This window comes from Alcaligenes ammonioxydans (assembly GCF_019343455.1).
Classification (GTDB): Bacteria; Pseudomonadota; Gammaproteobacteria; order Burkholderiales; family Burkholderiaceae_B; genus Alcaligenes; species Alcaligenes ammonioxydans.
This window is the reverse complement of the sequence record NZ_CP049362.1, coordinates 781,618-796,513: the sequence shown is the minus strand read 5'-3', so window position 1 is coordinate 796,513 and position 14,896 is coordinate 781,618. Positions and strand designations below refer to the sequence as shown.

General features: G+C 57.8%; 10 protein-coding genes. 2 read left to right on the top strand and 8 right to left on the bottom strand.

What is annotated here, in order from left to right; genetic code table 11:
- Positions 1 to 53: 53 nt before the first annotated feature.
- Positions 54 to 1,868, top strand: coding sequence for an ATP-binding cassette domain-containing protein (locus FE795_RS03635; protein ID WP_131071318.1), 1,815 nt, complete (start codon positions 54 to 56; stop codon positions 1,866 to 1,868).
- A gap of 15 nt (positions 1,869 to 1,883) precedes the next feature.
- Here the strand turns inward: FE795_RS03635 and yfaE are convergent, their stop codons facing one another.
- From yfaE to FE795_RS03595, 8 genes are all read right to left on the bottom strand, one after another.
- A complete protein-coding gene (gene yfaE / locus FE795_RS03630; protein WP_003803568.1) occupies positions 1,884 to 2,192 on the bottom strand; it encodes a class I ribonucleotide reductase maintenance protein YfaE in 309 nt (102 codons plus the stop codon).
- Complete coding sequence (gene nrdB / locus FE795_RS03625) at positions 2,189 to 3,325, bottom strand: class Ia ribonucleoside-diphosphate reductase subunit beta (RefSeq protein WP_219235703.1); 1,137 nt, start codon at positions 3,323 to 3,325, stop codon at positions 2,189 to 2,191. The genes yfaE and nrdB overlap by 4 nt, the downstream gene beginning before the upstream one ends.
- 18 nt (positions 3,326 to 3,343) lie before the next feature.
- Complete coding sequence (nrdA, locus tag FE795_RS03620; protein ID WP_003803571.1) at positions 3,344 to 5,623, bottom strand: class 1a ribonucleoside-diphosphate reductase subunit alpha; 2,280 nt, start codon at positions 5,621 to 5,623, stop codon at positions 3,344 to 3,346.
- A gap of 198 nt (positions 5,624 to 5,821) precedes the next feature.
- Complete coding sequence (gene recQ, locus FE795_RS03615; protein WP_003803573.1) at positions 5,822 to 7,648, bottom strand: DNA helicase RecQ; 1,827 nt, start codon at positions 7,646 to 7,648, stop codon at positions 5,822 to 5,824.
- Between the two features lie 9 nt (positions 7,649 to 7,657).
- Positions 7,658 to 8,794 (bottom strand): fimbria/pilus outer membrane usher protein, encoded by a 1,137-nt coding sequence (locus tag FE795_RS03610; RefSeq protein ID WP_219235701.1) that lies wholly within the window; start codon positions 8,792 to 8,794, stop codon positions 7,658 to 7,660.
- A gap of 21 nt (positions 8,795 to 8,815) precedes the next feature.
- Entirely contained in the window at positions 8,816 to 10,588 is a 1,773-nt protein-coding gene (locus FE795_RS03605; protein ID WP_003803577.1) for a ClcB-like voltage-gated chloride channel protein, read from the bottom strand.
- Between the two features lie 8 nt (positions 10,589 to 10,596).
- Positions 10,597 to 11,646 (bottom strand): cytochrome d ubiquinol oxidase subunit II, encoded by a 1,050-nt coding sequence (locus FE795_RS03600; protein WP_003803579.1) that lies wholly within the window; start codon positions 11,644 to 11,646, stop codon positions 10,597 to 10,599.
- The gene (locus tag FE795_RS03595) at positions 11,643 to 12,983 is read right to left on the bottom strand and encodes a cytochrome ubiquinol oxidase subunit I (RefSeq protein WP_131071315.1); all 1,341 of its coding nucleotides are present in this window, start codon (positions 12,981 to 12,983) and stop codon (positions 11,643 to 11,645) included. The genes FE795_RS03600 and FE795_RS03595 overlap by 4 nt, the downstream gene beginning before the upstream one ends.
- A 148-nt stretch (positions 12,984 to 13,131) precedes the next feature.
- Here FE795_RS03595 and FE795_RS03590 point away from each other — a divergent pair, with 148 nt between their 5' ends.
- Entirely contained in the window at positions 13,132 to 14,889 is a 1,758-nt protein-coding gene (locus FE795_RS03590) for a glutamine--tRNA ligase/YqeY domain fusion protein (RefSeq protein ID WP_219235698.1), read from the top strand.
- The last annotated feature ends 7 nt before the right edge of the window (positions 14,890 to 14,896 follow it).

The following is a 14,896-nucleotide window of genomic DNA, read 5'->3' as shown; positions in this document are numbered from 1 at the left end:
TAACCTGCGACAATAGAGAAATTCGCAGGACGCGCTGTTTTATCTGGAGTCTTATGTCCACCAATCTGATTTCCCTGACCGATGCCCAGCTGGCATTCGGCCACCATGCTTTGCTGGACCACGCCGATCTGGTCATTCAAAGCAACGAACGTATCGGCCTGATCGGACGCAATGGTGCTGGCAAATCATCGCTGTTGAAAATTCTGGACCAACGTCAGGCTCCCGATGATGGGCAAGTCAAACGCCTGGGCGGTTTGAAAGTGGCAACAGTCGAGCAAGAGCCCGAGCTGGACCCCACTCTCAGCATTTACGATTTACTGTGCGGAGATTTCACCGAAACCGAGGACTGGCAACGCCCGGCGCGTGTCAACGCCCTGATCGACAAGCTGGGCTTGAACCCGGATGCGCTCGCCGGCAGCCTGTCGGGCGGGCAGCGCAAACGCGTGGCCCTGGCCAATGCTTTGGTCAATGAACCCGATCTGCTCTTGCTGGACGAACCCACCAACCATCTGGACTTTGACGGCATTCTTTGGCTGGAACAACTGCTGCTGGACTTTCGCGGCAGCGCCGTCATCATTACCCACGATCGTCGTTTTCTGGACGTGGTGGCGACACGTATTGTCGAACTGGATCGTGGCAAGCTGTTTAGCTTTCCCGGTAACTTCAGCCAATGGCAGGAACGCAAGGCCGAGTACCTGGAAGCAGAAAAGCAACAAAATGCCAAATTCGACAAATTTCTGGCTCAGGAAGAAGTCTGGATACGCAAAGGTGTGCAAGCACGCCGCACCCGCGACGAAGGCCGGGTACGACGCCTGGAACAACTGCGTCGCGACCGGGCCGAGCGACGTGAGCGCTCGGGAGACGTCAAGTTCGCCATATCTGAAGGCCAGCGCTCGGGCAAGCTGGTTGCCGAGTTGCAGGACGTCACACACGGCTACGATGACCGCATCCTGATCAAGAACTTCTCGACCGTACTGATGCGCGGTGACCGCATAGGCCTGATCGGCCACAATGGCGCGGGAAAAACCACCTTGCTACGCATCATGCTGGGGCTGCAAGAGCCCAATTCGGGCACCGTGCGCCACGGCACCAAGCTCAATATCGGCTATTTCGATCAGATGCGCAGCAACCTGGACGAAAATGCCACGCTAGCCGATACCATCAGCCCAGGCAGTGAATGGGTGGAAATCGGCAATCAGCGCAAGCACATCATGAGCTATCTGGAAGATTTCCTGTTCCCGGCTGCCCGCGCGCACTCCCCCGTGCGCAGCCTGTCCGGTGGCGAGCGCGCCCGCCTGGCTTTGGCCCGCATGTTTGCCCAGCCTACTAATGTATTAGTACTGGACGAACCGACCAACGATCTGGACATCGAAACCCTGGAGCTGCTGGAAGACCTGATTCAGGATTACACGGGCACCGTGCTGCTGGTCAGCCACGACCGTACCTTTCTGGACAACGTGGTCACCCAGGTGATTGCGGCCGAAGGCGACGGCCATTGGGGCGAGTATGTGGGTGGTTACGACGAGTGGCTGGCACAACGTCCGCAAGCCAAAGCCGAAACACCCGCAGCCAGCGCGTCAACTCCCGCCGCTGCAGAAAAGCCTGCTGCTGAGCGCAACAACAAGGCTAACAAGCCTGGCCGTCTGGCCCCATGGGAAGAAAAGGAACTGGAAGCTTTGCCCGAGAAGATTGCGGCTATAGAAAGCCAGCAAGCCGAACTAGCGGAGCAACTGAGCGCACCGGATCTGTATAAAGATGGCTCTGCCCGAGCCGACGAGATCAACCAGCAACTGGATCAGCTCAACACTGACCTGGAGCAGTTATTTGAGCGTTGGGAAAAGCTGGAAGAAAAGCGCTTGGCCAGCTAAAGGGAGACAGTGGAATCAGGGATTCAGCCCGGTAAAACCGAACTGATCTTCTGGTTCCTCCTCAACCCGGGCAATGCGCTGACAGTCGACCATGATCGGTTCAAGTACCGTGCAACAACACGGCAGAACCTCGCCTGGGCCGACATACGCCAAGGGCTGCTCTTTATAAGCAACCTTTCCATACACAAGAGGAATACGGCAGGAGCCGCAATAGCCGCTCCTGCATTGGTACTCAACCTGATGGCCGGTTCGTTCCAAACCTTCCAACAAAGTTTCGCCGTCCCGCAACTGAAAGTCATGATCAGTTGTCCGGACTTGACTCATAACTCGATACCGTCGAAATCGCCAGCCGACACGGCCGAATCGATCTGGCCGACCAGGTACGAGCTCAATTCCACCTCTTGAGGTGCCACCTGCACGGTGTCCGAGGACAGCCAGGTGTTGATCCATGGAATGGGGTTGTGCTTGACGGACTCAAACGCAGGCTTCAGGCCCACTGCACCCATGCGGATATTGGTGATGTACTCCACGTACTGCCCCAAAATATCCTTGTTCAGGCCAATCATGGAGCCGTCGCGAAACAGATAGTCCGCCCACTGCTTCTCTTGCTCGGCCGCATCCTTGAACATGGCAAAGCAAACTGGCTCCAGCTCACGGGCGATCTGCGCAAACTCAGGATCATCACTGCCCGAACGCATGATATTGATGATGTGCTGTGTACCTGTCAGGTGCAGCGCTTCATCACGCGCAATCAGACGAATGATCTTGGCATTGCCTTCCATCAGCTTGCGCTCGGCAAAAGCAAATGAGCAGGCAAAGCTGACGTAAAAACGGATGGCCTCAAGAATATTGACGCTCATCATGCACAGATACAGCTTCTTCTTCAGCTCGTAAACGCTCAGCTTGCGGGTTTGACTGTTGATCTGGTGTTCACCCTCACCCAACTGGGCGTACAGCATGGTGTCGCTGATCAAATCGTCGTAGTACGAGGAAATATCGGCGGCACGCAGCTGAATGTTCTCGTTGCGCACGATGTCATCAAAAATAACAGACGGGTCATTGGCAATATTGCGAATGATGTGCGTGTACGAGCGCGAGTGGATGGTCTCGGAAAAAGCCCAGGTTTCAATCCAGGTTTCCAGCTCAGGAATCGAGACCAGCGGCAGAAACGCCACGTTGGGGCTGCGGCCCTGGATGGAGTCCAGCAAGGTCTGGTACTTCAGATTGCTGATGAAAATGTGCTTTTCGTGGTCGGGCAGGTTCTGGTAGTCGATCCGGTCCTGAGTGATGTCCACTTCCTCTGGACGCCAGAAGAAGGACAGCTGTTTTTCAATCAGCTTTTCAAAAATCGGATACTTTTGCTGGTCGTAGCGAGCCACGTTCACCGGCTGTCCAAAGAACATGGGTTCCTTGAGCTGATCGTTATCCGTTTTCGAAAAAGTACTATAGGTAGTCATGATGCTCTTTACCCTTGCTTAGATCTTGCACGCACCACCTGCGCAACCGTCGTCCTCGACTTCGCCATGCGAATCATCGGCACCGTCGCGCGTGTTGTGGTAGTACAAGGTCTTCACACCATATTTGTAGGCCAGCAGCAAGTCCTTGAGCAGTTGCTTCATCGGCACACGGCCACCCTCGAACCGCTGTGGGTCATAGTTGGTGTTCGCAGAGATCGACTGGTCGACAAACTTCTGCATCACGCCAACTAACTTAAGGTAGTCCTCGTTACCGGGCATTTGCCACAGCAACTCATACTGATCCTTATATTTTTCAAACTCGGGCACGACCTGGCGCAAGATCCCGTCCTTGGACTGCTTGACCGAGACCAGACCACGTGGAGGCTCAATACCGTTGGTGGCATTGGCGATCTGGCTGGAAGTTTCCGACGGCATCAAGGCGGTCAGGGTCGAGTTGCGCAGGCCATGCTTGACGATGTCCGCACGCAAGGCCTCCCAATCCAAGTGCAGCGGCTCGTTGCAGATACCATCCACATCTTTCTTGTAGGTATCGGTTGGCAGCAAACCGGCGGCGTACGTCGTTTCATCAAAGGCCGCGCAAGGACCATACTCACGCGACAACTGTACCGAAGCCTTCAACAGGTAGTACTGGATGGCTTCGAAAGTGCGATGGGTCAGACCCAGCGCGGCGGGATCAGAATAGCGGGTCCCGTTCTTGGCCAGGTAGTAGGCGTAGTTGATCACGCCAACTCCCAGGGAGCGGCGCTTGTTGGTCGCATTGAGGGCTGCCTTGACCGGGTAATCCTGGTAGTCCAGCAGCGCATCGAGCGCGCGCACGATCAGCTCGGACAGACCATCGAGCTCGTCCAGCGACTCCAGGGCGCCCAGGTTAAACGCAGACAGGGTACACAGTGCGATCTCACCCTCGGGATCGTTCAGATCGTTCAAGGGCTTGGTCGGCAGCGCGATTTCCATGCACAGGTTGGACTGGCGCACCGGTGCGCGATCTGCCTGGAACGGGCTGTGGGTATTGCAGTGGTCTACGTTCTGAATGTAGATGCGGCCGGTGCTGGCCCGCTCTTGCATCAGCAGAGAGAACAACTCGATGGCCGGTAAACTGCGCTTACGGATGGCGGGGTCCTGCTCGTACTTTTCGTACAGACGCTCGAACTCGTCCTGATCGGCAAAAAAGGCGTCATACAGCCCGGGAACATCATGAGGCGAGAACAGCGTAATGTGGCTGCCCTTGATCAGGCGCTGATACAGCAGACGGTTGATCTGCACGCCGTAATCCAGATGGCGGATGCGATTTTCTTCCACACCCCGGTTGTTCTTCAGAACCAGCAGGGTTTCCACTTCCAGGTGCCACATGGGGTAGAACAAGGTTGCCGCGCCACCACGCACGCCGCCCTGCGAGCAGGACTTCACGGCAGCCTGGAACATTTTGAAGAAAGGCAGGCAGCCCGTGTGCTGGGCTTCGCCCCCCCGAATCTCACTGCCTACGGCACGAATGCGGCCGCCGTTGATACCAATGCCGGCACGCTGGGAAACGTAGCGCACAATGGCGCTGGTCGTGGCATTGATGCTGTCCAGACTGTCATCACACTCGATCAGCACGCAGGAGCTGAACTGACGGGTGGGGGTGCGCACCCCCGCCATAATGGGCGTGGGCAGGGAAATTTTGAACTGCGATACCGCATCGTAAAAACGCTTGATATAGCTCAGGCGGGTTTCAGCGGGATAGCGGGCAAACAGGCACATGGCCACCAGCATGTAAAGAAACTGGGGGCTTTCGTAGATGCGCTTGGTCACGCGGTTCTGGATCAGGTACTTGCCTTCCAGTTGCTTGACGGCACCGTACGAGAAATTCATGTCACGCCAGTGATCCAGATGAGCGTCCAGCTCGTCGAATTCGGCACGCGTGTAATCTTGCAGCAGATGCGGATCGTAGCGACCTTCCTTGGTTTGAAGGGTGACGTGATCAAACAGGCTTGGTGGCTCGAACTGGCCAAAAGCGATCTTGCGCAGGTGAAAGATCGCCAGGCGCGCAGCCAGGTACTGATAGTCGGGTGTTTCTTCAGAAATCAGATCCGCAGCCGACTTGATGATGGTTTCGTGGATATCGCTGGTGCGAATACCATTGTAGAACTGGATATGGGAACGCAGTTCCACTTGAGAGACTGACACATTGTTCAAACCTTCAGCGGCCCAATCAACCACCCGGTGAATCTTGTCGAGGTTAATAGGTTCGGTACGGCCATCTCGCTTGGTGACCATTAACTGTTCGGTTGATTGCATTTCAGTCTCGGAAATCGATGGTGAGTGACGCAAGACGCGGCTTTTGCAGCCGCCAGCGTCATGTGATGCACACCATATATAGTGTGATATTGCCGCCATTCTACTACATATAGCGGATTGAGCGAATAGTGGTTTTATCATCGCACGGCAGATTTTGGGGCAGGAACATGCAACCAAACTTTGCGCGATTAACAAATTTTACTGCGTTTGGAACTCTTGGACGCAGCGCAGCAAGGCCTCGCCATAGGCCTCTCTTTTGCGCACCCCGATGCCTGTAATCGGCTCCAGATCAGCTTCTGAGCCTGGGCAGCGGATCGCCACCTCTCGCAAGGTCGCATCGTGGAAAATAACGTAAGCCGGCACCCCATGCTCGCGCGCGATGGCAGCCCGCCAGGTACGCAAAGCCTCGAAACGCCTTTGTTGATCCGGGTCCAGCGCCGGACCGGCAGGTGCCTGGCCCTTGACTCGATGCGCCGCCGGTCCCCGTGTTACGGTTTCGCGCCGCAGCATCAGGGTGCGTTCCCCCTTGAGCACCTCGCGGCTGGCTTCGGTCAGCAGCAAAGTGCCATAACCTTCCGGATCAACCGTGACCAGACTGTGGGCCAGCAGCTGACGCAACACGCCTCGCCAGGCCTGATCGGTCAGGTCTTTGCCCACCCCGAAGACCGTCAGCTTGTCATGCTCGTGCTCCTTGACCCGATCGGTCAGCTTGCCCAGCAAAATATCGATCAAATGCCCTGCGCCGAAACGCTGACCTCGCTCGCGCCACAGCCTGTAGATCGTGGACAACATTTTCTGAGCCGCCACGGTGCCGTCCCAGGCCTGCGGCGCTTCCAGGCATGTGTCGCAATTGCCGCAAGGCTCGATGTGCTGATCAAAATAAGCCAGTAAGCGCTGGCGGCGGCAGGAAATGGTTTCGCACAGACCGAGCATGGCATCGAGCGCCTGCCCTTGCTGGCGGCGGTGGGCTGCATCGCCCTGTGACTGGTTGATCATGCGATGCAGTTGCACCACGTCTTGCAGGCCATACGCCAGCCAGGCGGTTGCCGCTTCCCCATCGCGCCCTGCCCGCCCGGTTTCCTGGTAATACCCTTCCACCGATTTGGGCAGATCAATATGGGCCACGAAGCGCACATCGGGTTTATTGACACCCATCCCGAATGCAATGGTCGCCACCATGACGACCCCTTCCTCACGCAGAAAGCGAGCCTGGTTGATAGCCCGTTGCTGCGCATCCAGCCCGGCATGATAGGGCAAGGCATGGATACCGTTTTTACACAGAAATTCCGCCGTATCTTCCACCCGTGAGCGCGACAGACAGTACACAATGCCTGCGTCTCCTGCGTGCTCTTCCTGGATAAAGCTTAAAAGCTGTTTGCGCACCTCGTTTTTTTCAATGATGCGATAACAGATATTGGGGCGATCAAAACTGGCGACAAAATGCCGTGCCTGTTCCAGCTTCAGGCGCTGGGCAATCTCCACCCGTGTCAACTGGGTAGCCGTCGCGGTCAAGGCAACGCGCGGCACGCCAGGCCAACGCTGGGCCAGCAAATCCAGTCCCAGGTACTCGGGGCGAAAGTCGTGCCCCCACTGGGACACGCAGTGGGCCTCATCAATGGCAAACAGGGAAATCTGGCCCCGAGCCAGCAAGTCCAAACAACGATCGGTGAGCAGGCGCTCTGGCGCCACATACAATAGATCCAGCTGCCCGGTCAGGAACTCGCGCTCGACCTCACGGGCAGTCTGCCAATCCTGGGTGGAATTCAGATAGGCGGCATTCACACCGAGTTCAGTGAGCGCATCCACCTGATCCTGCATCAGCGCAATCAGTGGAGAGACAACCACGCCAGTGCCGGGGCGCACCAAGGCGGGGATCTGATAGCACAAGGACTTGCCGCCACCGGTAGGCATCAGGACCAGGGCATCACCGCCCTGGATCAGGGTCTCGATAATCTCGTGCTGAGAACCACGAAAACTGTCATAACCAAAAACTTCCTGAAGAACCTCAAGTGCTGACTGGGCCATGCCGCCTGCTTAAAAAATCGGAATAGAAAAACGCAGCGCGATGTTCGACTGACGACTTTCCAGATGACGGCGGGCCTGCAAACCCACCCTAAGGTGGGGACTGTACCAGAACTGCTGCGTGACCCCAAGGTAGCGATTCTCCCCACCGGCTACGACCTGCTGTACCTCGTACTGGGTCTTGACCTCGCCCCAGCCGCGCAAGGGCACGGACAGGCCCAGCATTTGCCGACTACTGGCCGCCGCCACCTTCATGCCTTGATAACGACTCAAATCCAGAAAGTTATCCTGGTAGCGCTCACCCTGCCATTGCAGGTGCAAATCACCCAGCACGTCCAAACCATAGGCCGCTTGATAGCGCCAGCCCTGCCCTACCGAATGGGAGGCCTTGGCGACACTAGCCTGCCACACCCCAAAATCCGGCGAGCGATAGGTCGCCCCCAAACCTGTCAGGCCGAAATCTCGCGCGCTTTCCATTTGGGTGTCAAGACTGGTTCGGCTGGTCAGATCAGTACTGACCATGAGACTGCTGGCCGAAGACCCGTACACAAGATCGCCATTATCCTGCTTGCCGCTCATATCCAGCGCACCGACCGCCAGCGCGTAGCGCCAGGGCCCCGCGGGGCCCTGCTCGAACTGCTGGCTGATATTGACACCACCCAGCTCCACGGGTCGCGCCCAGTCCGGAGCCGTCACCGTATCATTGCCCAGCGTCAGCTGCAGGCCCTCTCCATTCACATAACGCCAATTGCGCTCGCCAAACTGCCAGACCTGATCCGGCGCACTGCTTAGCCAGCGTGCGCTCCAGATGGGCGAGGACTGCTGGCTATATTGAATGGACCGGGCCAGACTGGCGGTCTGGGAGCCGCTCAGGCTGAAGTCGGCAAAAGAAAAATCCATGGACGAGGCAGGACTGAGCAGATCCTGGTCGCCCTGACGATGCCATAGGGAGGCATCAAAAAACGGCTCCACGGGCGGAAGCTCCCGAGCCTGAATCGCCGGCGCATCGTCCACCCCGTACACACGGGTTGCGGACAGATTTTCCAGCCCGACACGAGCTTGCGCCGTGGCCAATGGAACAGCGAACAGCATGGCAAGACCAACAACCAGCCCGCCTGCCAAACCTCGCTGGCAAGCTTTTATACGCATGATGAATGTCACAAAAAGAGTTTAGCGCCGGGCATCCAACATCACTTCGCCGCTCGCATCCAGCGAGCGTTTGATGGCAGAGTACTTTTCCAGCACAGCAGATTTATAGACTACACCAATCAGCCGTCCCGAGCCGTCACCATTCAATACAGGCAAGCGCTCTCCGGCAAAGTTCACAAAGTGCTCCTGAGCCTCGTCCAGACTCATATTCGGGTACAGCGTCTTGACGAAATCCATACGCAAAATATCACCGACCACGCGATCCTGCGCAGCGTTGTCGTCCAGCAACATCCGGGTCAGGTCAGGCTGTGCAATCACCCCTTGATAAACCTGCTCCTCGTTGACCACGTACAAATAACGCACCGGGTAATCGAGAAACATCTGCAAGGCATCACGCATCTGGGTCGTGGTGCTGACCACGGTATCGGCCGGACGCACCAGCTCAGCCAGGGTCGTATGACGCAGTTTGTGCCGCAGCAGGGCATCTCGTTCGCGCACCAGCGTCACTTCATACATGGCCACCTCAGCCACGCCGCGCGACACAAAATAGGCCATGACACAAGCCACAATCAAGGGCAGCACCAACTGATAGCTCAGCGTCATTTCAAACAGCATCAGAATGGCCATGAACGGGGCACTGGTTGCTGCGCCCAGAAATGCACCCATTCCCACCAGGGTGAAGAGGTACAAAGGCAAGTCCAGACCGGGCAATACCAGCAAGATCACCTGCCCGAACAAAGTGCCAAAGGCGGCCCCTACAAAGATGGCGGGTGTAAAGACCCCGCCCACCGCCCCCGAGCCGACGGTCAGCCCCGTCGCCAGCACCTTGAACACCAGGATAAGCAAAACGCTATACCAGGCCCAGTCGGTGTGCAGCATGGAGGAGACAACGCTGAAACCGTTGCCAGCCACGCGCGGTATGGCTATTAGCAAGAACCCCAGCAACAGACCGCCCAGGGCCAGGCGTAGCGGCAAGCCCAGCCCAGTCCGTTTGAAGAGCGTGCGAAACAGATTCAGCAGCTTCAGGAAGGCCGGGGCTGCCAGACCGATCAATACGCCCAGCAGCAGAAACGGCAGGATGTCCCAGCCTGCCACTGCCTGCACATTCACCATTTCATACGGAGCATGATAACCACCGAGCATGCGCATGGTCAGGTGGGCACTGACGGCTGCCATCAGTAACGGACCAAAACTGCTCATGGTCATGGTACCCAGCACAATCTCGGCCACAAATACCGCCCCGGCAATCGGCGCACCGTACGCAGCGGCCACACCGGCCGCCGCGCCACAGGCCACCAGCAAGCGCAGGCGAGCCTCGCTGAACAGGGTGAAACGACCAATGGCTGACGCGGACAAGGACGCCAAATGCACCATAGCCCCTTCCCGACCAATCGAGCCGCCCGACGCGACCGTCATCAGGGAGGACAGGGAGCGCAGCAAACCCTGCCGGATCGACAAGCGACCATCGCCAATGGCTACTGCTTCCATATAGTCCGAATTACTGCCCGAGGGCAGCCGTCCGGCCAGCCACAGCAACACGCCTGCACAAAGGCCACCCACCGTGGGAAAGAGCAGGCGCATGTACCAGCTCAAACTTTCGGTCACGGCCACGATGCCGCCATGCTGTCCGGCAACCACTTGCTGAACGAAGCGCATACCCTGATGGAAGGCCAAAGTGGCCAAGGCTCCCAGAATACCGGCCAGAACCGCCCAGGCCAGCATGGCAGGCATGTCGGACAACCACTTGAATCCCTGCAAACGCTTGCGCATCGACAGTACAGAATGGGCAATCATAAAAAAGGTCAGCCTTTAAAGCTGGGCGGCAAAGGCGGGCGGGACAAACCAAACATGCGCCAGTACACCCACACGTTGAATATCAACACAATGGGCAGGGCAATCACAATGGCCGACAGGATCAGACCCAGTGCCGGAACTCCAGCAGCAGCATCCCAAATGGTCATCTCGTCCAGGATCAGATAAGGAAAAAAGCTGAACGCCAGGCCCGCCATGACGCAGACCATCACGAACAAGGTCAGCAAGAAAGGCAAGGCAGTGGTGCGATAGCTGCTGTTAATCATGCGCTGCAAGCTCATTTCAATCGACACAAAGCAGCTCAGAATCAGCGCCCACAAGAACAGCACCAGGCCCCAGTATGGGCCATCGCTCCATTTGAGCAGCACGCCGGCATTCACAAAGGCCAGCACCACGGACACTCCGACGGCGCCCGCGGCGAACCAGCGCACGGAACGGCGCCCCCAGTTCACGGCACGCGCGCGTAGCTCACCGGCCTCGCGCATGATCAGCCAGCTCGCCCCCAACAGGCAGTAGGCGGCAATGGCGCAAAACCCCATAAAGACGGAGAACCAGATGTAGCCCGCATCGCTTTGAAAGCCCACTACAACCTGGGCCAGCAGGACGCCATGGGAAAAAGCTGTCAGCCAAGAGCCCAGCGCAAACCCCATTTGCCAACGAGACTGGCGCTCTACCGGGGCGCGCAGCCGGAACTCGAAAGACACGGAGCGGGCAAATACGCCCACGCCCAGAGCACACAGCGGTCCATACAATCCGCCCATTACCGCTCCCCAGGCTTTGGGGAAGGCACAGACAAACAGGCCCAGACCCAGAAACAACCAAAACTCGTTCGCATCGCGCCAAGGGCTGAGCAAAGACAGCATGCGGGGACGCAAGGAGTCCGGTGCCAGCAAGGACAGGCACCCCACCCCGATATCGAACCCATCCAGAACCGTACCGGCTACGATGATCAAAAAGAACAGGGCTAAAAACGCCAGCGGCATCCAGAACGCAGGGTCATGCGCCCCTAGCCCCAGCGCATTTGCAAAGGAATCAATCATGCCCGCCCCCGATGACGTGCAATCGGCACCACGCCAAACCGAACGGCATGTCGCAACTTCTGGAAAAACCCAATCATGCACAGGATGTAGACCGCGCCATACGCCAGTAAGCCCAGGGCTACCGTCAGAACATTTTCACTGCTCTGCACCTGCACCGCCTGAATATCCGTGCCCACCAGATAGGGAAGGAAACCGAGCAAAAGGTAAGCAGCGCCGGCGAGCAACATGACCCAGCCCAGTACCGACGAGACCACCATCACCTGACGCTCTCGATAAGACAGCGAGTGCGGGTCCAGCTCATAGCGCCGAGTACGCAGCAAGACCCACAGCAATACCCCCAGCATCAGGGCTCCTGCCAGCACAGCCAAACGAAAGGACCAGAATGTCAAGGTGACCGGCGGCATGGCCTCGGAAAACTGATCCAGCCCCATCAAAATACCGCTGTCATTGCGTCCCAGCCAGCGCCCGCCGGCATGAGTCCAGCGCAGTACGCCCAGTACGCTGTCCTGCATGGCTGAAGGCGCCGCGATCAAAATCAGGTCCGGCTGCGAACCACTTTCCCAATATGCGGCCGCCGCCGCCGCTTTGGCAGGCTGATACTGAGCCGTCATGAATCCATTGCCCACCACAGAACACAACAGCCCAAGCCAGGCCGCCACGCCTAAAAACAGGGCGCTGCGAAATGCCAGACGTTCCTGGTCAGTGACCGGCTTTTGCATGGTCTGGGCACAAGTCACACCCAGCATGAAAAAGGCAACCGTCAGCAAGCTGCCTGCCAGCAAGAGACCGGCGTACCAGGGCAAGGCAGGCGTGCTGAGCACATCAAGCCAATCCATCACCACGTAATGACCGTCGATCACGTCCACCCCCGTGGGCACCTGCATCCACGCCACGATCGCCAGCAGCCAGAACGCCGTCACTGTGACGCCCAACGCCACCATCAGCACAACCAGCGTGTGAACCAGATTGGAGAGCATGCGCTGCGCAAACAGCATCACGCCCAGAAAGCAGGATTTGAAGATAAACAGGGACAGCATGGAAGCGGCCAGCATCGGGCCAATCACATCGCCTACCTGTTCCATCAGCCCCGGCCAGACACTGCCGAACTGAATCAGCACGGGCATGGAGGCGGCAAAGCTTAAAATAAACGCCAGTGCAAACAGACGCACCCAGAACCGGTAGGCTCCCATCCAGGCGCTTGCCTTACTGCCAAAGGTTCTAAGCTTGAAATACAGCAGCACCCAGGCCAATCCCAGCTCCAGGGCCAGAAACAGCAGCATGAATCCCAGGCTGAGGAAGAACTGGGCGTGGGACAAGGAAAGGGCGGAGTGCGTCATAATGAGCGCTAGTGTAGGGTGAATTGGCCTGCAAACGCCACCATACTACCCTAAGTTATTGCCGCAATTCTCAGGGCAAATACCCCTCTAAAACAAGAACGTGGCAAAATGGCCGATTAGTCCGTCGGCTTCTTTATTTCAAACGTGTATGACCTCTGACACCACTCCCGCTCCCGTCTCCAATTTTCTGCGCACGATCATCGACCAGGATCTGAGCGCTGGCCGTTACGCACAAAAATCCTGGGCCGGCCAGCCGGGCCCGGCCAGCACCCAGGAAGGGGCCGCTGTCGATGCCGCGCGCATTCGTACGCGCTTCCCCCCCGAACCCAACGGCTATTTGCACATTGGGCATGCCAAAAGCATCTGTTTGAACTTCGGACTGGCCAGCGACTACCAGGGGGCCTGCCACCTGCGTTTTGACGACACCAACCCCGAAAAAGAAGAACAGGAGTACGTGGACGCCATTATCGACATGGTCAAATGGCTGGGCTTTGACTGGACCTTCAAAAACGAAGAGAACCTGTACTTTGCCAGCGACTACTTTGATTACATGTACCAATTCGCCGAGGCACTGGTCAACGCCGGCTATGCCTACGTGGACGAGCAAAGCGCCGAGGAAATGCGTGCCAACCGGGGCACCTTGACCGAAAAGGGAGTGAACTCGCGCTGGCGCGACCGCCCCGCCGAGGAATCCATCCGGCTCTTGCGCGAGATGCGCGAGGGCAAGCATCCCGATGGCAGCATGGCCTTGCGTGCCAAGATTGACATGGGCTCGCCCAATATCAATATGCGTGACCCGGTCATGTACCGCATCCGCCACGCCGAACACCATCGCACGGGCAACAAGTGGTGCATTTACCCGATGTACAGCTGGGCTCACCCCGTGGAAGATGCGCTCGAGCGAATCACGCACAGTTTGTGCACTCTGGAATTTGAAGACCAGCGTCCGTTCTACAACTGGATTCTGGAGCGGCTGGTCGAGCTGGGCCAGTTGTCCGAACCCCTGCCCAAGCAGTACGAGTTCTCGCGGCTGAACCTGTCCTATGTGGTCACCAGCAAGCGCAAACTGCGTCAGTTGGTTCAGGAAAACCATGTTTCAGGCTGGGACGACCCCCGCATGCCTACCTTGGCCGGCTTGCGTCGCCGCGGCTACAGTCCCGGAGCCATCCGTCTGTTTACGGACCGCCTGGGCGTATCCAAAGCCGCCCAGCATGTGGATTACAGTCTGCTCGAGCAAGCACTGCGCGATGATCTGGACCCGGTGGCCGATCGCAGCGTGGCGATCCTGGACCCGATCGAACTGATCATTACGAACTACCCGGAAGGGCAAACCGAGCTGTGCCATGCACCGCGCAATCCGCACAATCCGCAAGCCGGACAGCGCGAGTTCCCCTTTTCGGGTCGCCTGTACATCGAGCGCGAGGACTTCAAGGAAGAGCCGCCCAAAAAGTACTTCCGCCTGTTCCCCGGCAATACCGTGCGTCTGAAATACGGCTACGTCGTGCGCTGTACCGGCTGCGTCAAGGACGAGCAAGGCAATGTCACCCAGGTGCTGGCGGAATACCTGCCTGACACCAAAAGTGGCACCCCTGGCGCAGACTCGGTCAAGGTCAAGGGCAATATCACCTGGATCAGTGCCGAACATGCGGTGGCCGCCGAGATTCGTCTCTATGACCGCCTCTTTGCCCATCCTCAGCCCGATGCGGCCGACCAGGACTTTCTGGAGCACATCAACCCCAACTCGCTGCGCGTGATTCAGGGCTGGCTGGAGCCAGGTACCCGGGCAACGCCCGACGCCCGCTGGCAGTTTGAACGCCTGGGCTATTTTGTGGCGGATCGTGTCGACTCCACGGCCGAAAAACCCGTTCTTAACCGCACCACGACTCTGAAAGACACCTGGGTCTAAGGCTATT

What these genes read in the sequence shown, in the direction of transcription:
- nrdA (WP_003803571.1), bottom strand. Translation starts at nt 5,623, where the DNA reads ATGCAATCAACCGAACAGTTAATGGTCACCAAGCGAGATGGCCGTACC.
- yfaE (WP_003803568.1), bottom strand. Translation starts at nt 2,192, where the DNA reads ATGAGTCAAGTCCGGACAACTGATCATGACTTTCAGTTGCGGGACGGC.
- FE795_RS03600 (WP_003803579.1), bottom strand. Translation starts at nt 11,646, where the DNA reads ATGATTGATTCCTTTGCAAATGCGCTGGGGCTAGGGGCGCATGACCCT.
- nrdB (WP_219235703.1), bottom strand. Translation starts at nt 3,325, where the DNA reads ATGACTACCTATAGTACTTTTTCGAAAACGGATAACGATCAGCTCAAG.
- FE795_RS03605 (WP_003803577.1), bottom strand. Translation starts at nt 10,588, where the DNA reads ATGATTGCCCATTCTGTACTGTCGATGCGCAAGCGTTTGCAGGGATTC.
- FE795_RS03595 (WP_131071315.1), bottom strand. Translation starts at nt 12,983, where the DNA reads ATGACGCACTCCGCCCTTTCCTTGTCCCACGCCCAGTTCTTCCTCAGC.
- FE795_RS03635 (WP_131071318.1), top strand. Translation starts at nt 54, where the DNA reads ATGTCCACCAATCTGATTTCCCTGACCGATGCCCAGCTGGCATTCGGC.
- FE795_RS03610 (WP_219235701.1), bottom strand. Translation starts at nt 8,794, where the DNA reads ATGCGTATAAAAGCTTGCCAGCGAGGTTTGGCAGGCGGGCTGGTTGTT.
- recQ (WP_003803573.1), bottom strand. Translation starts at nt 7,648, where the DNA reads ATGGCCCAGTCAGCACTTGAGGTTCTTCAGGAAGTTTTTGGTTATGAC.
- FE795_RS03590 (WP_219235698.1), top strand. Translation starts at nt 13,132, where the DNA reads ATGACCTCTGACACCACTCCCGCTCCCGTCTCCAATTTTCTGCGCACG.